Annotated in this window: 18 protein-coding genes; 11 read left to right on the forward strand and 7 right to left on the reverse strand. The window is 52.0% G+C overall.

All coding sequences use genetic code 11. The features are described from left to right. The first annotated feature begins 340 nt into the window (after window positions 1–340). The 4 genes from IKB43_12705 to IKB43_12720 all read left to right on the forward strand — a co-directional run bounded on the left by IKB43_12705 (window position 341) and on the right by IKB43_12720 (window position 3,185). A complete protein-coding gene (locus tag IKB43_12705; protein MBR2470982.1) occupies window positions 341–1,054 on the forward strand; it encodes a fibrobacter succinogenes major paralogous domain-containing protein in 714 nt (237 codons plus the stop codon). Between the two features lie 216 nt (window positions 1,055–1,270). Continuing rightward, the gene (locus IKB43_12710; GenBank protein ID MBR2470983.1) at window positions 1,271–1,786 is read left to right on the forward strand and encodes a hypothetical protein; all 516 of its coding nucleotides are present in this window, start codon (window positions 1,271–1,273) and stop codon (window positions 1,784–1,786) included. 15 nt (window positions 1,787–1,801) lie between these two features. After that, window positions 1,802–2,062 carry a hypothetical protein gene (locus IKB43_12715; GenBank protein ID MBR2470984.1) on the forward strand — a complete coding sequence of 87 codons (261 nt, stop codon included), beginning with the start codon at window positions 1,802–1,804 and terminating at the stop codon, window positions 2,060–2,062. A gap of 19 nt (window positions 2,063–2,081) precedes the next feature. Beyond that, complete coding sequence (locus IKB43_12720) at window positions 2,082–3,185, forward strand: hypothetical protein (protein ID MBR2470985.1); 1,104 nt, start codon at window positions 2,082–2,084, stop codon at window positions 3,183–3,185. 76 nt (window positions 3,186–3,261) lie between these two features. Here the strand turns inward: IKB43_12720 and IKB43_12725 are convergent, their stop codons facing one another. The 4 genes from IKB43_12725 to IKB43_12740 form a co-directional block, all read right to left on the reverse strand. Beyond that, window positions 3,262–3,471 carry a hypothetical protein gene (locus tag IKB43_12725; GenBank protein MBR2470986.1) on the reverse strand — a complete coding sequence of 70 codons (210 nt, stop codon included), beginning with the start codon at window positions 3,469–3,471 and terminating at the stop codon, window positions 3,262–3,264. A gap of 153 nt (window positions 3,472–3,624) precedes the next feature. After that, window positions 3,625–4,347 (reverse strand): tRNA 2-thiocytidine biosynthesis protein TtcA, encoded by a 723-nt coding sequence (locus IKB43_12730; protein MBR2470987.1) that lies wholly within the window; start codon window positions 4,345–4,347, stop codon window positions 3,625–3,627. 66 nt (window positions 4,348–4,413) lie between these two features. After that, a complete protein-coding gene (gene dnaN, locus IKB43_12735) occupies window positions 4,414–5,535 on the reverse strand; it encodes a DNA polymerase III subunit beta (GenBank protein MBR2470988.1) in 1,122 nt (373 codons plus the stop codon). Window positions 5,536–5,538: 3 nt separating this feature from the next. After that, a complete protein-coding gene (locus tag IKB43_12740; GenBank protein MBR2470989.1) occupies window positions 5,539–5,691 on the reverse strand; it encodes a hypothetical protein in 153 nt (50 codons plus the stop codon). 63 nt (window positions 5,692–5,754) lie between these two features. On the opposite strand from IKB43_12740, the gene IKB43_12745 reads away from it, so the two are divergent. The 3 genes from IKB43_12745 (at window position 5,755) to IKB43_12755 (ending at window position 7,953) form a co-directional block, all read left to right on the forward strand. Then, complete coding sequence (locus tag IKB43_12745; protein ID MBR2470990.1) at window positions 5,755–6,039, forward strand: hypothetical protein; 285 nt, start codon at window positions 5,755–5,757, stop codon at window positions 6,037–6,039. Then, entirely contained in the window at window positions 6,026–6,856 is an 831-nt protein-coding gene (locus IKB43_12750) for a M23 family metallopeptidase (protein ID MBR2470991.1), read from the forward strand. Before IKB43_12745 ends, IKB43_12750 begins: the two co-directional genes overlap by 14 nt. A 134-nt stretch (window positions 6,857–6,990) precedes the next feature. Then, window positions 6,991–7,953 (forward strand): hypothetical protein, encoded by a 963-nt coding sequence (locus tag IKB43_12755; GenBank protein ID MBR2470992.1) that lies wholly within the window; start codon window positions 6,991–6,993, stop codon window positions 7,951–7,953. Window positions 7,954–7,984: 31 nt separating this feature from the next. On the opposite strand, the gene IKB43_12760 is transcribed toward IKB43_12755, so the two are convergent. Continuing rightward, the gene (locus tag IKB43_12760; protein ID MBR2470993.1) at window positions 7,985–8,950 is read right to left on the reverse strand and encodes a LamG domain-containing protein; all 966 of its coding nucleotides are present in this window, start codon (window positions 8,948–8,950) and stop codon (window positions 7,985–7,987) included. 178 nt (window positions 8,951–9,128) lie between these two features. On the opposite strand from IKB43_12760, the gene IKB43_12765 reads away from it, so the two are divergent. The 4 genes from IKB43_12765 to pta all read left to right on the forward strand — a co-directional run bounded on the left by IKB43_12765 (window position 9,129) and on the right by pta (window position 13,158). Continuing rightward, window positions 9,129–9,464: a type II toxin-antitoxin system RelE/ParE family toxin gene (locus IKB43_12765; protein ID MBR2470994.1), complete on the forward strand. Its 336-nt coding sequence runs from the start codon at window positions 9,129–9,131 to the stop codon at window positions 9,462–9,464. Between the two features lie 2 nt (window positions 9,465–9,466). After that, window positions 9,467–9,781: a hypothetical protein gene (locus IKB43_12770; GenBank protein ID MBR2470995.1), complete on the forward strand. Its 315-nt coding sequence runs from the start codon at window positions 9,467–9,469 to the stop codon at window positions 9,779–9,781. A 286-nt stretch (window positions 9,782–10,067) separates the two neighbouring features. Beyond that, a complete protein-coding gene (locus IKB43_12775) occupies window positions 10,068–11,603 on the forward strand; it encodes an Rne/Rng family ribonuclease (protein MBR2470996.1) in 1,536 nt (511 codons plus the stop codon). Between the two features lie 160 nt (window positions 11,604–11,763). Then, the gene (gene pta / locus IKB43_12780) at window positions 11,764–13,158 is read left to right on the forward strand and encodes a phosphate acetyltransferase (protein MBR2470997.1); all 1,395 of its coding nucleotides are present in this window, start codon (window positions 11,764–11,766) and stop codon (window positions 13,156–13,158) included. A gap of 351 nt (window positions 13,159–13,509) precedes the next feature. Here the strand turns inward: pta and IKB43_12785 are convergent, their stop codons facing one another. Continuing rightward, complete coding sequence (locus IKB43_12785) at window positions 13,510–14,274, reverse strand: hypothetical protein (protein MBR2470998.1); 765 nt, start codon at window positions 14,272–14,274, stop codon at window positions 13,510–13,512. Window positions 14,275–14,342: 68 nt separating this feature from the next. Beyond that, entirely contained in the window at window positions 14,343–15,689 is a 1,347-nt protein-coding gene (locus IKB43_12790; GenBank protein MBR2470999.1) for an ATP-dependent 6-phosphofructokinase, read from the reverse strand. Window positions 15,690–15,695: the final 6 nt, after the last annotated feature.

The following is a 15,695-nucleotide window of genomic DNA, read 5'->3' on the forward strand; positions in this document are numbered from 1 at the left end:
AGGGAATCAAGTATGGATGGCAGAAAACTTGAAATATGAAACTCCTTATTCTCTCTGTTATAGTAACAATGAATCGAATTGCTCAATATTTGGCTATTTATACCAGACCAATGCTTTACATAACAATTCGGTATGTCCCGACGGATGGCATTTGCCAAGTAAAAAGGATTTTTTGGAATTGATTTCAAATGCGGGTGGAGAACAAAATGCTGGTCTAACTCTTAGGGCGGATTCATCATGGATAGGAGAGAACGGCGTAGATGAGTATGGTTTTGCAGCGCTGGCATCGGGTTATTCGGTAAACCAGGCTAATCCATTCCGCGGGAAAGGGGAAGAGACCATGTTTTGGAGTAATGATGAAAAAGGTTTTTTGCACCTAACCGGCGAAATAGCGGAATATGTGGAGAACGTAGACAATTCTTTGGATGCTTCAAAGCATTCGTTTTCTGTACGATGTGTGGGGGGAGGGGGCACAACGTTGTCTTCCTCATCACAATTTGCTGACAATCCCGGCTCAAGTTCTGCCGAGTCGCCTCCGGGAACATTTACCGATTCTCGTGACGGGCAAGTCTATAAATATGTGACTATAGGAAGTCAAGTGTGGATGGCGGAGAACCTGAACTACAAAACGTCGCCATCTTGGTGTTACGAAGGTTCTTCTTCCAAATGCGCCGAGTACGGTCGCCTCTACACTTGGTCGGCAGCGAAAACTGCATGCCCCGCGGGCTGGCACTTGCCCGATACAACTGAATGGCATTCTTTGTTCGATGCTGTGGGCGGAAGTTCCGTAGCAGGCGTGATGCTCAAGTCTGCTACGGGCTGGGAGAACGATTGGAACGGAACTGACGCCTTCGATTTTTCCATCTTGCCGGCTGGCCGTTTCTACGACTATAATGGCTACTTCTACGACGCCGGCAGAAGAGCGTACTTCTGGAGTTCTACGGAGTACCGTGATTTCTACGCGTACCACATGAATTTTGAATACGACTATGCGAGCCTGGACGAGGCCGGCAAGGACGTCGTTGGGTTCTCTATTCGTTGTCTTAAGGACTAGTAGCCAACTTATGATATTTAAGAGACATTATTTGATATTGAATGTGTATTACCTTAAAAAAGGAGTAAAGATGGAATTGATTGAAAGGATTATACAGTACATAAAGGGGAAAATTCAAAAAAGGAAAAAGGAACAGATTATAAAAAAGAAAATCAAAAAAATTCAAGATGACTTTTAAGAAAATAAATCATTGATTCAATAAAAAGGAAATTTAAAATGAATGAGATTTATCGGGCAAATGTTAACGAACGATACAAAAGTCTTTACTCAATATATTTGGGCAAGAAAATTTTGAAAGAGGGCCTATTAGAGGCAGGACAAGTGACAGTTGTTGCGGATTATGAACCTCCAATTGATAAAAATGAGGATACATCCCTGGTTCTTACCTGTGGACTTAATGCGAATAATTCAATTTTATCGGGCCTGAAGAAACTGTATACTTTAGGTGTTTTAAGTGTAGGAGATAATCCCTATGAAGTTATAGATAAACATAGTATTCGGTTTACAAAAAAAATCAAAAAGCCGCTAGCGGACGAAACATTTTTGGACACAGGATTTGAAAAAAATCCCAGTGAAAATACAAGTATTGTATTTGAGCGAAAAAATTTGAAACACATACATATAGAACCATTTAGACCCGAAAATCTCTCTTATTGGGAACCAAAATCTGAAACAGATATTTATATGGCTTGGGGTATTTTACAGGAATATACGGGGTACAAGTATTGTTGAGGGACAACTATTGCGTTGTTGAGAGATTTGGGGTATGAAGCGTCAAACGATACAAAACCAGATGCAATTTTAATAAATGATGCTACAAACTGTTATGAAATTGCCGAAATGAAAACACGTTCTTCTGATTTTGATCGAAACCACAAAAAAGAAGATATTGATGTTCTTGTTGTGTGGCATGATGATGAACAGGATAGATCAAAGTTGCCAAGAACTGTAATAGAACTTTACCAAACAGCAAAGGATGCTTTGAATGATATAATGGATGAAGATTAAACAGAATCAAGGAGAGCCTATGCGATTCAACAATGTAACATTATGTCTAGTGGGCGTTGTGCTTGTGTTTAACGCCTGCGAGACTTCCACACAACCTGCGGTGCAGCAGACCGTCCAGGTACCAAGCGACGATGCCGCAACCCTGGAAGACCTGCCCAACTGCACCGGTAGTCGCGAGGGCGACATCGAGAGAGTAGCCTCGGAAAAGACGTTCTACATCTGTAGCGACGGCAAATGGGGGCCGCTTCAGATAACGAAGGAGACCGGGGACAATCCCAAAAGAGAAGACGGTTACGGTGCGGCGGCGTCAAACGGCACGCAGGATGACGACAATACGCCAACATCGTCGGTAACAGTCGTTCCCTCGTCATCTGGCATGGACATTCCGGCATTGCCTTCGGGGGATGAATCTTCGTCTTCGGCTAGCGTGATTCCGTCATCGGCAAGTGAGGTGGTGATAACGCCCTATCCAAGCGTAAGAGTGACTACTGTCTCAGCCATCGATTGCTCAAATGCGATGTACTGCCCGCAGGATTGCATGCACACGTCCGAAACAACCCGCTGCGGCAAGGTCTATACCGGCCTGGATGACGGGACCGGGACCCAGGGCTACCTATGGTCGTACACGGATTCAGATAACGGAGGGACGAGTTCTTTTTATTGGCCTTCAGGGATGGCCTTCGGCAGTTTCGAGGTCCCCTCCAGGGACAATCTCGGCTATCTGAAGGGGACCGCCCAGTTCGGGAGCGGCTTCGAATACCCCTTCGTCCGCCTGGGTTTCCATATTGCAGGCGAAAAGAAATCTGCGGATATCACGACATGGGGCGGCATGTGCCTGGTCTATTCCGCGACACAGGACTTCTATCTCATCGTCAGGTTCAACGGTGACGATGAGGCGACCGGCTCCGACCTTATCCAGGCGAAGATTCCCTTGAAAAAGGACAAGTCTCTTGCCAATGTAACTTGGGCCGATTTCATACAGGAAGGCTGGGGGACTGCCGTAGACAAGGGAGAGGCAATCGCCAAGGCCGCTCGCATTGAAATTGGGTTTAAGGGAAGTGCCGGAACGACCAATGACTTTTCCATCTATGCCATAGGCAAGTACGGCACCTGCGACTGGTAGATGAAATTCTCCCTCTTTTAAAACCACAAGCGGCTCCCCATCGGGAGCCGCTTAGATGTTTTACAAGTTTGGAAAACTACTTTCCCAGAATCGCTTCTTCGGAAAGGTTGAACCGTCGGGTCAAAATTTCTATGGAAACTCCGTCTTGGAGGAGCCCCCTGGCCGTGTTCAATTTGTCTTCGTTGGCTTTTGCTTCAAGTTTTTGTTGCGTGTCGGCAATCTGTTGGCGAAAAACATCACCGGCGCTCACAAAGCCGTATTTCTGTCCTATGCTCTTGAAGGCCATGCTCAACTCCTCGATGAGGTTGTCATCTACGTACTCTTCTAAATATAAACTCATTTTGACTTTTTGCCAATGTTGCCATTTTTCCATATTGAGCAAAAATTGCCTAAATTAGGTTGCCTAAAATAGGCAATTTTGTCAAAATTTCATTTCGCCCTACAGCAGATAATCCATCCGTATATTCCGCATGCTTTCGAAGAGGTTCGCCTTGAGGGTGGAATTGCCCTTGGTAAGGCTCTTGATTTCTTCGCGGATGGATTTACGGTGGCTTGCCTTTGAAAACTCGCAGGTGCAGGTAAACCTGCGGATATCGGCGTCTTCGGCGTATTCGATAATCTCCGATTCTTCGCAGTAGCATAGCGGACGGATAACGCTTACCGGGTATTTTTCGTAGGGCACCATGGGCGGCATGCCGCTGAATTCGCCCTTGTAGAGCATGTTCATCAGCAGGGTCTCCACGATGTCGTCCATGTGGTGGCCCAGCGCAATCTTGTTGTAGCCGTTTTCCCGTGCGAACTTGATAAGCTCGGTGCGGCGCTGGGTGCTGCACCAGTAGCAGTTCAGCTTGCGACCTTCCTTGAGTCGGCCTTCTACCGCCACGTCCTTGAAGTAGAAGGGAATCTGCGGATATTGCTGCGCCATGCGTTCCAGAAATTCCCGGGGGGCCTTGTCCGCAAAGTCGCTCTGGATATGGATGGCCCCGATTTCGCAGTCGGGCAAGAACTTTCCCATGCGGGCGGCCAGTTCCATCAGGAGCACGCTGGAATCCTTGCCGCCACTGACGGCAACCAGCACCTTGTCGCCGTCTTCAATCAGGCCAAAGTCGTGGAGTGCCTTGGTAATCTTCTTGCTGATGCGTTTGCGGATGGCGTTGGACATATATTTCACATTAAAAAAGGGCTCGCTTGTGCGACACCCCTTTTTTAGTTTGTTTGCACCTTGCGGTTAGTCGTCGGTCAGGTGGGTGGGCATCAGCAAGAAGCTGAAGTTCAGGCCTTCGCCAACGGGCTCGATGATGCAGGCGCCAATGGGGTTGTTCATCTTCATCACCGTTTCTTCGGACTTGCACATGCTGAAGATTTCAGAAATGTAGCGTCCGTCAAAGCCGATGCTGAAGGAGCCTTCGCCGTTGTGGGTCACGGAGAGGGCTTCGCGGGAATCGCCGCCCACATCCGGGTCAGAAGCGCTGAGTTCCAGGTTGTTGCCTTCGAACTGCAGGCGCACCTTGTGGGTGCGGGCGTTGGCCATAGAAATCACGCTGCGCATCTTGTTCAAAAATTCTACGGTGTTCAGCTGCACGGTGCGTTCAAAGTTCTGGGGAATCACCGCACGGTAGTTGGGGTACGGTCCTTCGTAGAGCTTGGAAATCACCTGGATGGATTCGGTGCTGAACAAAATGTGGGTCGAAGACGCACGGGCCTCGATGGTGGCATCGGCCTTGGCCATGTGCAGAATCTGTTCCAGGGGCTTGCGGGGGACGATGACGCCATTGCTCAGGCTTGCGCCTTCTTGCTCGATGGCGGCACGGCCCAGACGGTGACCGTCGGTTGCAATCATGGAGACCTTGCCGTCGCCCGCTTCCAGGAAGATGCCGTTCAGGCTTAAACGGGTGGAGTCGGTAGAGGTGGCGAACTTGGTCTTTTCGACCAGGAATTCCAGTTCGCTCTTGGCAAAGTTCAGAGTTTCGCCTTCGTTCACTTCGGGGAACGGCGGGAAATCGCTGGCGTCGAAACCGGTGATGCTTGCCTGGCCCTTTTCGCTCCAGCGGATCTTGGCGAGGTAGTTTTCCACATCTACGCTTACGGTAGTGATGCTCGGATCTACGAGGCTCTTCACCAGTTCCAGAAGCTTGCGGGCGTTGATGACCACGGAACCATCGCGTTCACCTTCGACTTCTACCTTGACCCTGATGCCCAGGTCCAGATCCGTCGCGCTCACCTCGAGGACATTGCCTTCGAGCCTAAGGGCGAAGTTATTGAGAATCTGGATAGTGGACTTGTTCGGCACCGCGTTGACGGCGGCGCTAAGAGCATCCAGGAATACAGCTTTTTGGATTTGGAATTTCATAGATTAGGCACCCCTTTGAATGATAGTCGTTCCGACGAAAAATACTACAGCGATTACGGCCAGGGCCACGATGACCCACTTGTTCATGGAATTGGACTTTTTAGGCGTGAAATTCTTTGCATTCTGCATAGCACGCCTACGATCTCTCCGGCTCATAAAAAATCTCCATTGTTTTATGGAGTAAAAACTACTATTTTAAGAGTGAAAAAAGGAACGCTTATGGATAAAACAGTGCTAAATAAGCTGAAAAACCATGCCATGGGGTTTGCCTCTGCGACCCTGGTCCGTGTTGAACTGGCAACCGAAGAAAGCCGACTCAAGACCAAGTTCCAGGCCCTGGGGCAAAAGCTCTACGGGGCTGTGCAGGACGACCTTCTGAAAGCCATCAAGGACGACCCGTCGGTGGTGGAAATTATCGGCGGCATCGAAGAAAGCCAGAAAAAGATTGCCGAACTGGAAAAGAAGCTTTCCAAGGAATCTGCGGGGAAGAGTGAAAAAGCTTGAGGTTCATGTTTTCCCGAGCAAGACCTCGGCGCCCAAGAACTACAAGATTTCCCTGACCAGGGTAATCGTGATGGTGGTTCTCCTGGCTTGCGCCATTCTCGGGTTCGTGCTGTTTTCGCCCCAGAAGATTGTGGCGAACCTCTCCGACGGAAACGTGCTTTCGGTGTACCGTCAGAACATGGCCATCAAGAAGGAGATTAAGGATATCCGCCAATCGGTGGACGAGTCCATCCTCAAGGCCGAAGAAACCAGGCTCTTGCGGGACAGCACCGTAAGCCTCAGCGGGCTCGGGTTCACCCTGGAAGAATCCGGCCGGGACATGCGTTCGGGAAGCGAACGCAAGAGCCTTGCCGAAATCGAGAAGACCTTCAGGCGCCTGCTTGCCCGGCTGGAGCAGGATTCCGTGACGGCGGCTATGGTGCCTGTGCTGCACCCATTTAAGAACAGCCACGCCGTCAAGAACCGTTTCGAAATGATTTACGACCACTTTACCGAGCAGGAACTGCCCCATCGTGGCATTGATTACGTGGCTGCCGTGGGCGATACCGTAGTGGCCACCGGTGCGGGCGTCGTGGCCGAAGTCCGCAACCATCGCGGGTTCGGGCTTTCCATGAAAATCGAGCACATGCCGGGCATCAAGACGTTTTATGCCCATCTGGGGCAGGCCCTGGTGCAGCCGGGCATGCGCGTTCGGCGCGGGCAGCCCATCGCCATCATCGGCGAGAGCGGCACGGAGTCCAGCGTGGCGCTCCATTACGAAATCCGCCTAGACGGCACTCCCATAAACCCGGAGGACTACTTCATAACGAAACAGTGATATGAGAGTAATGAGTTATCAGTAGTCAGTTATGAGTTTTTATATCCTCACCTCGCACTCCACATTACACATCTCTCATCTCCCTAGATCCTAGCCCCTAGATCCTAAATCCTAACCCCTATCCCCTAACCCCCATGACTCCTTTCGAACAGAACATCATCGCCCTCGTGTGGGATTGTGACAAGACCCTCATCAGCAGTTACATGCAAGAGCCGCTGTTCCGCCATTACAACGTAGATGGCGGCAAGTTCTGGCGGGAGGTAAACTCCCTCCGCGAATACTACGGCCGTAGCGGCGTGCACGTGAATCCGGACACCAGTTACCTGAACCACGTGCTGACCTACGTGAAGCAGGGGCTGTTCAAGGGCCTTTCGAACAAACTATTACATCAGTTCGGGAGTGAGCTCGTGTTCTATCCGGGGCTTCCTGAATTTTTCGGGAACATCAAGGGGCTGGTGGAATCGGACCCGAAATACAAAGCCTTCGATATCAAGCTGGAGCATTACGTGGTGAGCACTGGTTTTGCGGAAACTATCCGGGGGAGTGCAATAGCCCCCTTCGTGGATGGAATTTTCGGATGTGAATTTATCGAGACGCCGGCTCTCCCTGGTTTTGATACGGATGCGTCGAAGGTATGTGCCGCTCCTGCCGAAGGAGAAATCAGCCAGGTGGCCTGCGCCCTGGACAATACTTCCAAGACCCGCTACCTTTTTGAAATCAACAAGGGGAGCAACAAGTATCCCGACGATATCGACGTGAATTCCACCATCGCCCGGGGCGACCGTCGCGTGCCCTTCGAGAACATGCTCTACATTGCCGACGGGCCATCGGATGTGCCCGCTTTCAGCATCTTGAATTACAATGGCGGCTCTACCTTTGCGGTTTACCCGAAAGGGGACGTGAAGGCTTTCCGCCAGGTGGAAAAGATGCGCCAGGACAGCCGCGTGCAGATGTTTGGGGAGGCGGACTATACCGAAGGTTCACAGTCGTGGCTGTGGCTTACCGAAAAGGTCCGTTCCATCGCTGACAAGATTGTGGAGTCCAAGCAGGCGGCCATCAAGAACAGCGTCAGCGCCCCTCCGGGCCATTTGAGCTAGAATCTAGCCCCTAGATCCTAGCCCCTAACTTCTATTCCTCTCGCACCAGGCGTCCTTTCAGGTCGAAAAATTTCTTGCTCCGTGAATTGATTCTGGAGCGGTTTACGATATTTGACTTTTTCCGGATAGTCTGGGACTCTTCTTGATTGACGACTTCTGATGAACTGGAACTATGTTCTTCGGGGTTTTCTATTTCGGCGTTGTCTTTCGGGGCGGGTTCGTTGTAGAGCGCTAGAATTTCGCTTTCGGAAAGGGCACGGCTGTAGATTCTCAGGTCGTCGATGCAGCCCTGGAAATAGCTCCACTTGGAGCGGGTCCCGAGTCTGAGGGGAGCTGTCCCGTTTTGGACCTGCACACCGTAGGTCTTGTCGTATAAATCGTCCTGGTCTTTCTGGATACCGTTTTTAAACAAAGTAATCTTGTTGGATTCTATGTCGTAGCGGGCCACAAAGTGGATCCATTCTTTTTCTTGGATTTCTTCTTGCACGTAGCTTCCGGAACCGAGGCCGCCTTCTAGATTGAAGGCGTAGGCGGACATCCTGTTTGGCCTGTTTTCTTGGCCTTGGGCAAGGTCCTTGTTGTACATGCGGAATACCCATTCATGCTGGTGGGGCTCCCCTTTGCCCATCCAGTGCACGTAGCCGCCGGCTTCGGCATTCTGGAAGTTCAGCACTTCGGGGCTTACCCACACCGAAACCGTCAGGGCGCCTGTGGTGGAAATGCTGAAAACGTCGTTGTCCGGAATTTCCAGGTAGGCTCCGTTGCCGTCGAAGGCGACGCAGGAATTCTCGTTGCCGAAGCGGTCCGTGGAAAATGTGGCTCCGTGGTTTTCGGCGGTGGCGATTTCTGTGCCGGCATTGTTTTCGAAAGAGCCGTTGAACGGGTAATACGCCACAAGCCCTTCAGAAGGGATTGCGGCGTATTCTTCGGCTGCAACCGCGGTGGAAATCATTGCCACCAGATAAAGAACTTTACGGAACACTGCAAAACGACCCATCGTGAATAATGATATAAAATCTAATCCGTTTCGTCAGGTTCATTGGCGAGGTTTGTGAAAAAAACTTTTTACTCGTTTCAAAGGCAATTTTTCTTGCAAAAATACGTCTATACATGTAGGGACCATAAGGAGGATTTAAAAACACCCCTTGACATTATGTCAAATTTGATATATATTTATGAACCAGAACTACAAACCCATAGCATGGCTACATGAGCAACCTCAAACGCCACCTTTATCGCAAAAAGCAAGGATTGAGACAGGATACTTATTACGGTTATTGCAATCAGGAATGAAATTGTCGTTGCCGCAAAGCCGACCTATGCCTTCTATAGGAGCACATTGTCATGAATTGCGTATCAATGATGAGGATAAGACATGGAGACTTTTTTATCGGATTGATGTGGATGCAATTGTCGTAATTTTATGGACAGAAAAGAAAACGAACAAGACGCCTGATGAAGTTTTGGAACTTTGTCGCAAGCGCTTGAAATCTTATGACTCGAGGGACTAAAAATGGATAAACAGAAAAAAGAGCGCCTGGAGAAAAAAGGCTGGATAGTTGGTGATGTGGACAATTTTTTGGGATTAAGTCCTGCCGAAATGGCAATTGTTGAAATGAAGGTTGCTTTGGCAAAGGCACTTGTCAATAAGCGAAAGAGTTGCGGAAAAACCCAGGTTTTGGCGGCAGTCCTTGCGAACACAAGCCAGTCTCGATATGCAAAGGCTGAACATGCTGATGCAAGTGTTTCGCTTGAGTTGATGATTAAGATGTTTTTTGCCCTAGGGGCGAACAAGAGGGAATTGCTGAAAGTTCTATCCATCGTATAAAAAGACCAATTCATGACGACGGAGGGGGTAGGCGAAGACTACAGGCTTCGCCGAGGGGGAGGCTTCCCCCCTTGTAGTAAGAAAATTAGCGTTTTTGCCCTGCAATCCCTAACCCCTAACCCCTAGATCCTAATCTCTTATTATATATTTAAAGTCCCTAGACCTCGTTTTGGCGGGCGGGCGGTACTTTCCGTCAAGAAACCGGCGGGGTTCGGAGGCGTTCCATACTTTTGGAGGGCCTTTTAGGGGTTTGTCTAATCGATTTTGCTTTACTTTTAGGAGTTTTATGGCAAATAAGTGTAAGCGCGGAATCCTGATTAGCAAGACACCTTACGAGAAGCGCATCGCCATCATGGAAGACGGCGAACTTGCGGAATTGGTCGTGGAAAGCGTGTCTTCTACCAGGGTCCTGGGCAATATATATAAGGGTGTCGTTCAGAAGGTGCTTCCCGCCTTGAAGGCCGCGTTTATCGATATCGGTCTGGAAAAAGCGGGGTTCCTGCACCAGGACGACGCCATGGACAGGAACGAGCTGTTGCGCCGGGAATACGGCGACGACGGTGACGAGGAAGGCGCTTCCAAGGAAATCTCCATCGACGAGATTCTCCAGGAAGGCCAGGAAATTATGGTCCAGGTGGTGAAGGAACCTATCAGCACCAAGGGTGCCCGTCTGACGACTCATCTGAGTTTTGCAGGCCGGTTCCTGGTGTGCATGCCGGGTACCAACTTCGTGGGCGTGTCCAAGCGCGAGCGCGACCATGCCAAGCGTCGGGAATTCCAGAAGGTGGTCCGCCGCCTGAAGGCCCGCGACGTGGGCTATATCGTGCGCACCAACGGGCTGAACGAGTCCGAATTCGAAATCCAGAAGCAGATGCGTGAACTGGAGAGCAAGTGGGAACAGACGAAGTACAACTTCGAGACCATGCCCGCCGAGACCTGCATCTACGAGGAGTCGGATTCTATCGAGCAGACGGTCCGCGAATACTTTGGCGAGAACACGGACTACGTGTACATCGACAATCGGGACGAATACTTCGCCCTTCGCGACTACCTGAAGGTGCTGTCTCCGGACAAGCTGGACAAGGTGAAGCTCTGGAGTTCCAACGAGAGCCTGTTCGAGTATTTCAAGATTGAAAACGATTACGCCCGCTCCCTGCAGCGCCAGGTGCCGCTCCCCCGCGGAGGAAACCTGGTCATCGAGCAGACCGAGGCCCTGGTGTCCATCGACGTGAATACCGGTCCAAAGGTCCACGGCAAGGACCAGAGCAAGATCATCCTCGAGACCAACATCGACGCCTGCCACGAGATTGCAAAGCAGCTCAGGCTTCGCGACGTGGGCGGTCTTATCATCATCGACTTCATCGATATGGAGACCGACGAGGACCGCGAAAAGGTTTACCAGGAATTCCGCAAGGCGATCCGCCGGGACAAGGCACCTATCAGCCCCGCTCCCATTAGCCAGTTCGGCCTGATGGAAGTGACCCGCAAGCGCGTGCGCGTGAACCTGATGACCGAGAAGACGGAAATCTGCCCGGTGTGCCACGGCGGTGGTCGCATTGCCACGCTGGAATCTACCTTGGGCATGATCGACCGCTGGATGGCCCGCGCTCACGGCAAGGGAAAACTGAAGGAAGTGACCCTGGTGGTGAGCAGCCCCCTGGTGGACGTGTTCTGCAAGGACATGGCCCGTATGTTCCACTATCTGGAATACAAGCACAGCATGAAAATCGACCTGGTGGAAGACGAACATGCACATGTGAACCAGTTCTGGATGTACGACAAGGCGGGCGAGGATATTACGGACCTTTACAATTTCGCGTAAGGTCTTTGGCGCCTGCTCGACGATTGCTTAAGTCGCCGCCGGGTGCCGCCTCGAAACTGTGAATATGAGCCTTGCGGCTTTGCCGCAGGGCTTTTTTTATCTTAATTTTTAGGCGTTCAATTTTAAGGGCGCCCGTTGGCGCCGAAAAACGGAGATTGTTATGAATAGAGTAATTCTGGTTGCCGCTGCCGCCGCTGAGATGGCCGCGAAGGTAAAAGAAGTTGTGGACGCCGCCGCTGCCGCTGGCGTCAAGACCGCCGTGTATAAGCCCTGCGCAAATGGTGCCGAGGCGGCGGCGGAACTGAAGGAACACCGTTCCGCCGTGCTGATGGAGAAGATTGCCGCTGACTTCTTGCAGAAGGACTTTGCCTCTGTAGATACCGTGGTGGTGGAAGGTGCACAAGGCATGAACGACGTGCTGGCCCACAAGTTCAACGACGACCTCGCCACCGCCCTGGACGCGAAGGTCTATTGCAACGGCGAAGATGCCGACCTGTTCTGCCCGAACCGTATAATGCATTGCCCCAAGTGCCTCGCGAAGGAATTCGCCGCCCCCGCTGCCGAGCGCAAAACCAGCCAGGCCATGTTCCGTGCGGGCTTGCTCCTGAAGGCTTCGAAGGCGAAGAAGCGCATTGTGTTGCCCGAAGGTTCTGAACCTCGTACCGTTCAGGCCGCGAAGCTGGTCATTGACCGCAAGATTGCAGTGCCCGTGCTGGTGGGCAAGAAGGACGAGATCTTCAAGGTCGCCAAGGAACAGGGAGTTTCCCTCCCTGCCGATATCGAGATTATCGAACCGACGGCTGAACTTGCCGAAAAGTACGTGCCCACTCTGGTGGAACTGCGCAAGTCCAAGGGCATGACCGAAGAACAGGCCCGTGCGGCCCTCGCCGACAACGTGATGCTTGCCACCATGATGCTCAAGATGGGCGAAGTGGACGGCCTCGTTTCCGGCGCTATCCATTCTACCGCAGACACCTTGCGCCCGGCCCTGCAGGTCATCAAGTGCGCTCCCGGCGTCAAGTCCGTAAGCTCCGTGTTCTTTATGTGCATGCCCGGCAAGACCTACATCTACGGTGACTGCGCTATCAACCTGAACCCCACCGCCGAAGAGCTTGCTGGCATTGCCATGCAATGCGACGACACCGCCAAGGCTTTTGGCCTGCCCAGCCGTGTGGCAATGCTGAGCTACAGCACCATGAACAGCGGCAAGGGTCCCGACGCCGACTTGGTGCGCGAAGCTACCAAGTTGGTCAAGGAAGCCCGCCCCGAGATGCTGGTGGATGGCCCGCTGCAGTACGACGCCGCTACCGTCGAAAGCGTCGGCTCTCTGAAGGCCCCCGGAAGTTCTGTGGCCGGCAAGGCAACCGTGTTCGTGTTCCCGAGCCTTTCTGCCGGTAACATCGGCTACAAGGCCGTGCAGAGGAGTGCCCACGGCACTATCGCCATTGGTCCTATGCTCCAGGGTCTTGCCAAGCCGGTGAACGACCTCTCCCGTGGCGCCCTGGTAGAAGACATCGTTTATACCATTGCGCTGACTGCCGTTCAGGCAAATTAAGACCGTTCGCGCTAGACTTTGGCAATCAAGTACAGGGCTGGCGCTCACTCTCGCCACCGCCCCAGTTTGATAACAGGGGCTTTGTGGCTCACAGAAGACCGTTCGCGCTAGACTTTGGCAATCAAGTACAGGGCTGGCGCTCACTCCCACCTAAAGGTGGCCATGTACACTAAGCACTAAAGTGCTAAGTATTCAAAGGTCGCCACCATGCCTCGTTAATACGAGGCACTTGTGGCTCACGGGGTAAATAACGACAAGGGAGGGCTCAGCCCTCCCTAACAGCCCATATTCGACCGTTCGCACTGTTTTATTCTAAACTTGAAAGCACCGTGTTTGCGGTGCTTTTCTCGTTTATTTCTTCCCGACTTTCGCGTTCAGTTTTTTCTGGATTTCTTTCAGGTGCCAGCGCCCCCGCCGGTCTTCTAGGAAGTAGTCTGTGCGCACACCACGGGCAAGCCCCTTGTCGATATACTTTTGGGATTCGGTGTAATTTTTTGCGTCCAGGTAATACTCCGCAAGAAAGAAGTAATTGTATATGTCCCCTGGGTCGTCTTTTAGGGCCATTTTCAGATACTTCTCGGCGAGTTCTTTATCTGGCCACGAAAGGATAATAGGAATGTAAGGCAGCAGTTGATGTGCCCGGCCAAGAACTTGGTAGTTCTTAGTGGCGGTGGCTACATCGCGAACCTTTGCGGCCACACCATCTTTTACAGCGGCAAGTGGGTTTTTCTCTGCGCCCCACATGGAAACGGAAGCCGCGTAGATGTGGGCGATTTCCCGATTTTTCGGATAGCGATTGTAGGCTTTTTCGCTGAGTTCTTTTAGGCTGTCGAGTTTGGCCTTTCGCTTGCTTTTGTCAAAGGGTACAAAGCGGAAGGCAAAATAGACGCTCTTGACCAGGCCTTCGGTTGCTTTTTCGTGAATGGAATTATCGTTCTGTGCGCGTTTGTACGCAGCAATCATTAGGTCTGCGTTTTTTTTGTCCGCCTTGTCTCCATTGGCCCGTTCTGCGCGAGCCCCATAGCAGGAATCCGCAAATGCCAAATCAGAATTTGCAAAACAGCAAATGGCGGCGAAGAGGAGGATGGTAACGAACCGAACTGGGGTACATTGCATTCTTTTACCTCGGACCTGGATCCTTCCCCTATCGCCTTCAGCTCAAGGGCTCAGGATGACGCGACGCGTCATTTCCTTCCCTTGCCTTTTCCGGAGAAGTAGTCCTGCTGGCGGGTGGCGCCAGGCACGGCGTGCCATAGTGTCCCGTTGGGATTGATCTTCTTGCGTTCGTTGACGGCGTATTCTATAGGTACGTGGCTGAACTGTTCGTTCATGCTGCCCACCACCATGTCGGTCTTGCCCGCCATGCCTGCGTGCACAGCACTTTCGGCCAGCTGGAAACAGAAGATGGCGTCGGTTCCCTTGGCGGGAATGCTGCGGACCATGTAGCTCGGGTCAAAGTACTTGATGTTGACTTCTTTGCCCACTTTATCGAAATGGTTCTTGATTTCTCGGGTCAGGAATTCACCGATGTCGTTTTTCAACACATTGCCGCTGGCGTCTTTGCGTTCCGGCAAACCCTTGAACAGCTCCTGTCCGGCACCTTCGGCCACGGCGATGACGGCATGGGTCTTGCCGCTGCTGTAGCGGCTTTCGAGAGCCTTGAAAAGTCCGTTCTCGCCTTCCAGCGTGAAGGGTACTTCGGGAATGAGGCAGAAGTTCACCACCGTGGTGGCGAGAGCCGCGTAGGCGGCGATAAATCCGGAGTCGCGACCCATGAGCTTTACCAGGCCAAGACCGTTGAATGCCCCGTTGGCTTCGTTGTGGGCGCTGGTAATGACGTCCGTGGCGCTGAGCACAGCCGTCTCGAAACCGAAGGTGCGGTCAATCAGGTTCAGGTCGTTGTCGATGGTTTTCGGAATGCCGATAACAGAAATGGGCTGACGACGCTTCTTGACTTCTTCGGCAATAGCGTGAGCCCCCCGGAGGGTTCCGTCGCCGCCGATACAGAACAGCACGTTGATGTTCAGGCGCATGAGGGTATCCACCATCACGGAGGGTTCCTGCATGCCGCGGGAGCTCCCCAGGATAGTGCCGCCGTCATCCTGGATGGCGTCTACCACGTCGGGGTTCAGCATGATAGGCGGATAGCCGTAGGCCGGGTTCAGCCCGCGGTAACCGTAGGGGATACCGAAGATGTTGCGCACGCCGTAGTCGAACCACAGCACCTGAACAAGACCTTTGATGACGTTGTTGAGGCCGGGGCAAAGGCCGCCGCAGGTCACAATGCCTGCACGGGTCCAGGCGGGGTCGTGGAAAATCGTTTCGCGGGGGCCTGCCGCTTCTAGGGAGGGGATCGCCTTCCCGCTATCGACAAATTTTTTGATACGGTTCACGTCGGTGGTGAGGCTGATGCGGTCGCCGTCGGAGACGAACGGCACGCCTTTCATGGGGGATTTCAAGGTTCCCGTTCCCACTGTTTCTATGGAGAGGTCGTATTGTTCCGGATTGTTGAGAATATCTTCTTGCGTCATGCCTAA

Origin of the sequence: Fibrobacter sp., from assembly GCA_017503015.1 — a bacterium.
GTDB lineage: Bacteria > Fibrobacterota > Fibrobacteria > Fibrobacterales > Fibrobacteraceae > Fibrobacter.

What these genes read in the sequence shown, in the direction of transcription:
- IKB43_12785 (MBR2470998.1), bottom strand. Translation starts at nt 14,274, where the DNA reads ATGCAATGTACCCCAGTTCGGTTCGTTACCATCCTCCTCTTCGCCGCC.
- IKB43_12775 (MBR2470996.1), top strand. Translation starts at nt 10,068, where the DNA reads ATGGCAAATAAGTGTAAGCGCGGAATCCTGATTAGCAAGACACCTTAC.
- pta (MBR2470997.1), top strand. Translation starts at nt 11,764, where the DNA reads ATGAATAGAGTAATTCTGGTTGCCGCTGCCGCCGCTGAGATGGCCGCG.
- IKB43_12745 (MBR2470990.1), top strand. Translation starts at nt 5,755, where the DNA reads ATGGATAAAACAGTGCTAAATAAGCTGAAAAACCATGCCATGGGGTTT.
- dnaN (MBR2470988.1), bottom strand. Translation starts at nt 5,535, where the DNA reads ATGAAATTCCAAATCCAAAAAGCTGTATTCCTGGATGCTCTTAGCGCC.
- IKB43_12770 (MBR2470995.1), top strand. Translation starts at nt 9,467, where the DNA reads ATGGATAAACAGAAAAAAGAGCGCCTGGAGAAAAAAGGCTGGATAGTT.
- IKB43_12720 (MBR2470985.1), top strand. Translation starts at nt 2,082, where the DNA reads ATGCGATTCAACAATGTAACATTATGTCTAGTGGGCGTTGTGCTTGTG.
- IKB43_12725 (MBR2470986.1), bottom strand. Translation starts at nt 3,471, where the DNA reads ATGGCCTTCAAGAGCATAGGACAGAAATACGGCTTTGTGAGCGCCGGT.
- IKB43_12755 (MBR2470992.1), top strand. Translation starts at nt 6,991, where the DNA reads ATGACTCCTTTCGAACAGAACATCATCGCCCTCGTGTGGGATTGTGAC.
- IKB43_12705 (MBR2470982.1), top strand. Translation starts at nt 341, where the DNA reads ATGTTTTGGAGTAATGATGAAAAAGGTTTTTTGCACCTAACCGGCGAA.
- IKB43_12710 (MBR2470983.1), top strand. Translation starts at nt 1,271, where the DNA reads ATGAATGAGATTTATCGGGCAAATGTTAACGAACGATACAAAAGTCTT.
- IKB43_12790 (MBR2470999.1), bottom strand. Translation starts at nt 15,689, where the DNA reads ATGACGCAAGAAGATATTCTCAACAATCCGGAACAATACGACCTCTCC.
- IKB43_12730 (MBR2470987.1), bottom strand. Translation starts at nt 4,347, where the DNA reads ATGTCCAACGCCATCCGCAAACGCATCAGCAAGAAGATTACCAAGGCA.
- IKB43_12740 (MBR2470989.1), bottom strand. Translation starts at nt 5,691, where the DNA reads ATGAGCCGGAGAGATCGTAGGCGTGCTATGCAGAATGCAAAGAATTTC.
- IKB43_12760 (MBR2470993.1), bottom strand. Translation starts at nt 8,950, where the DNA reads ATGGGTCGTTTTGCAGTGTTCCGTAAAGTTCTTTATCTGGTGGCAATG.
- IKB43_12765 (MBR2470994.1), top strand. Translation starts at nt 9,129, where the DNA reads ATGAACCAGAACTACAAACCCATAGCATGGCTACATGAGCAACCTCAA.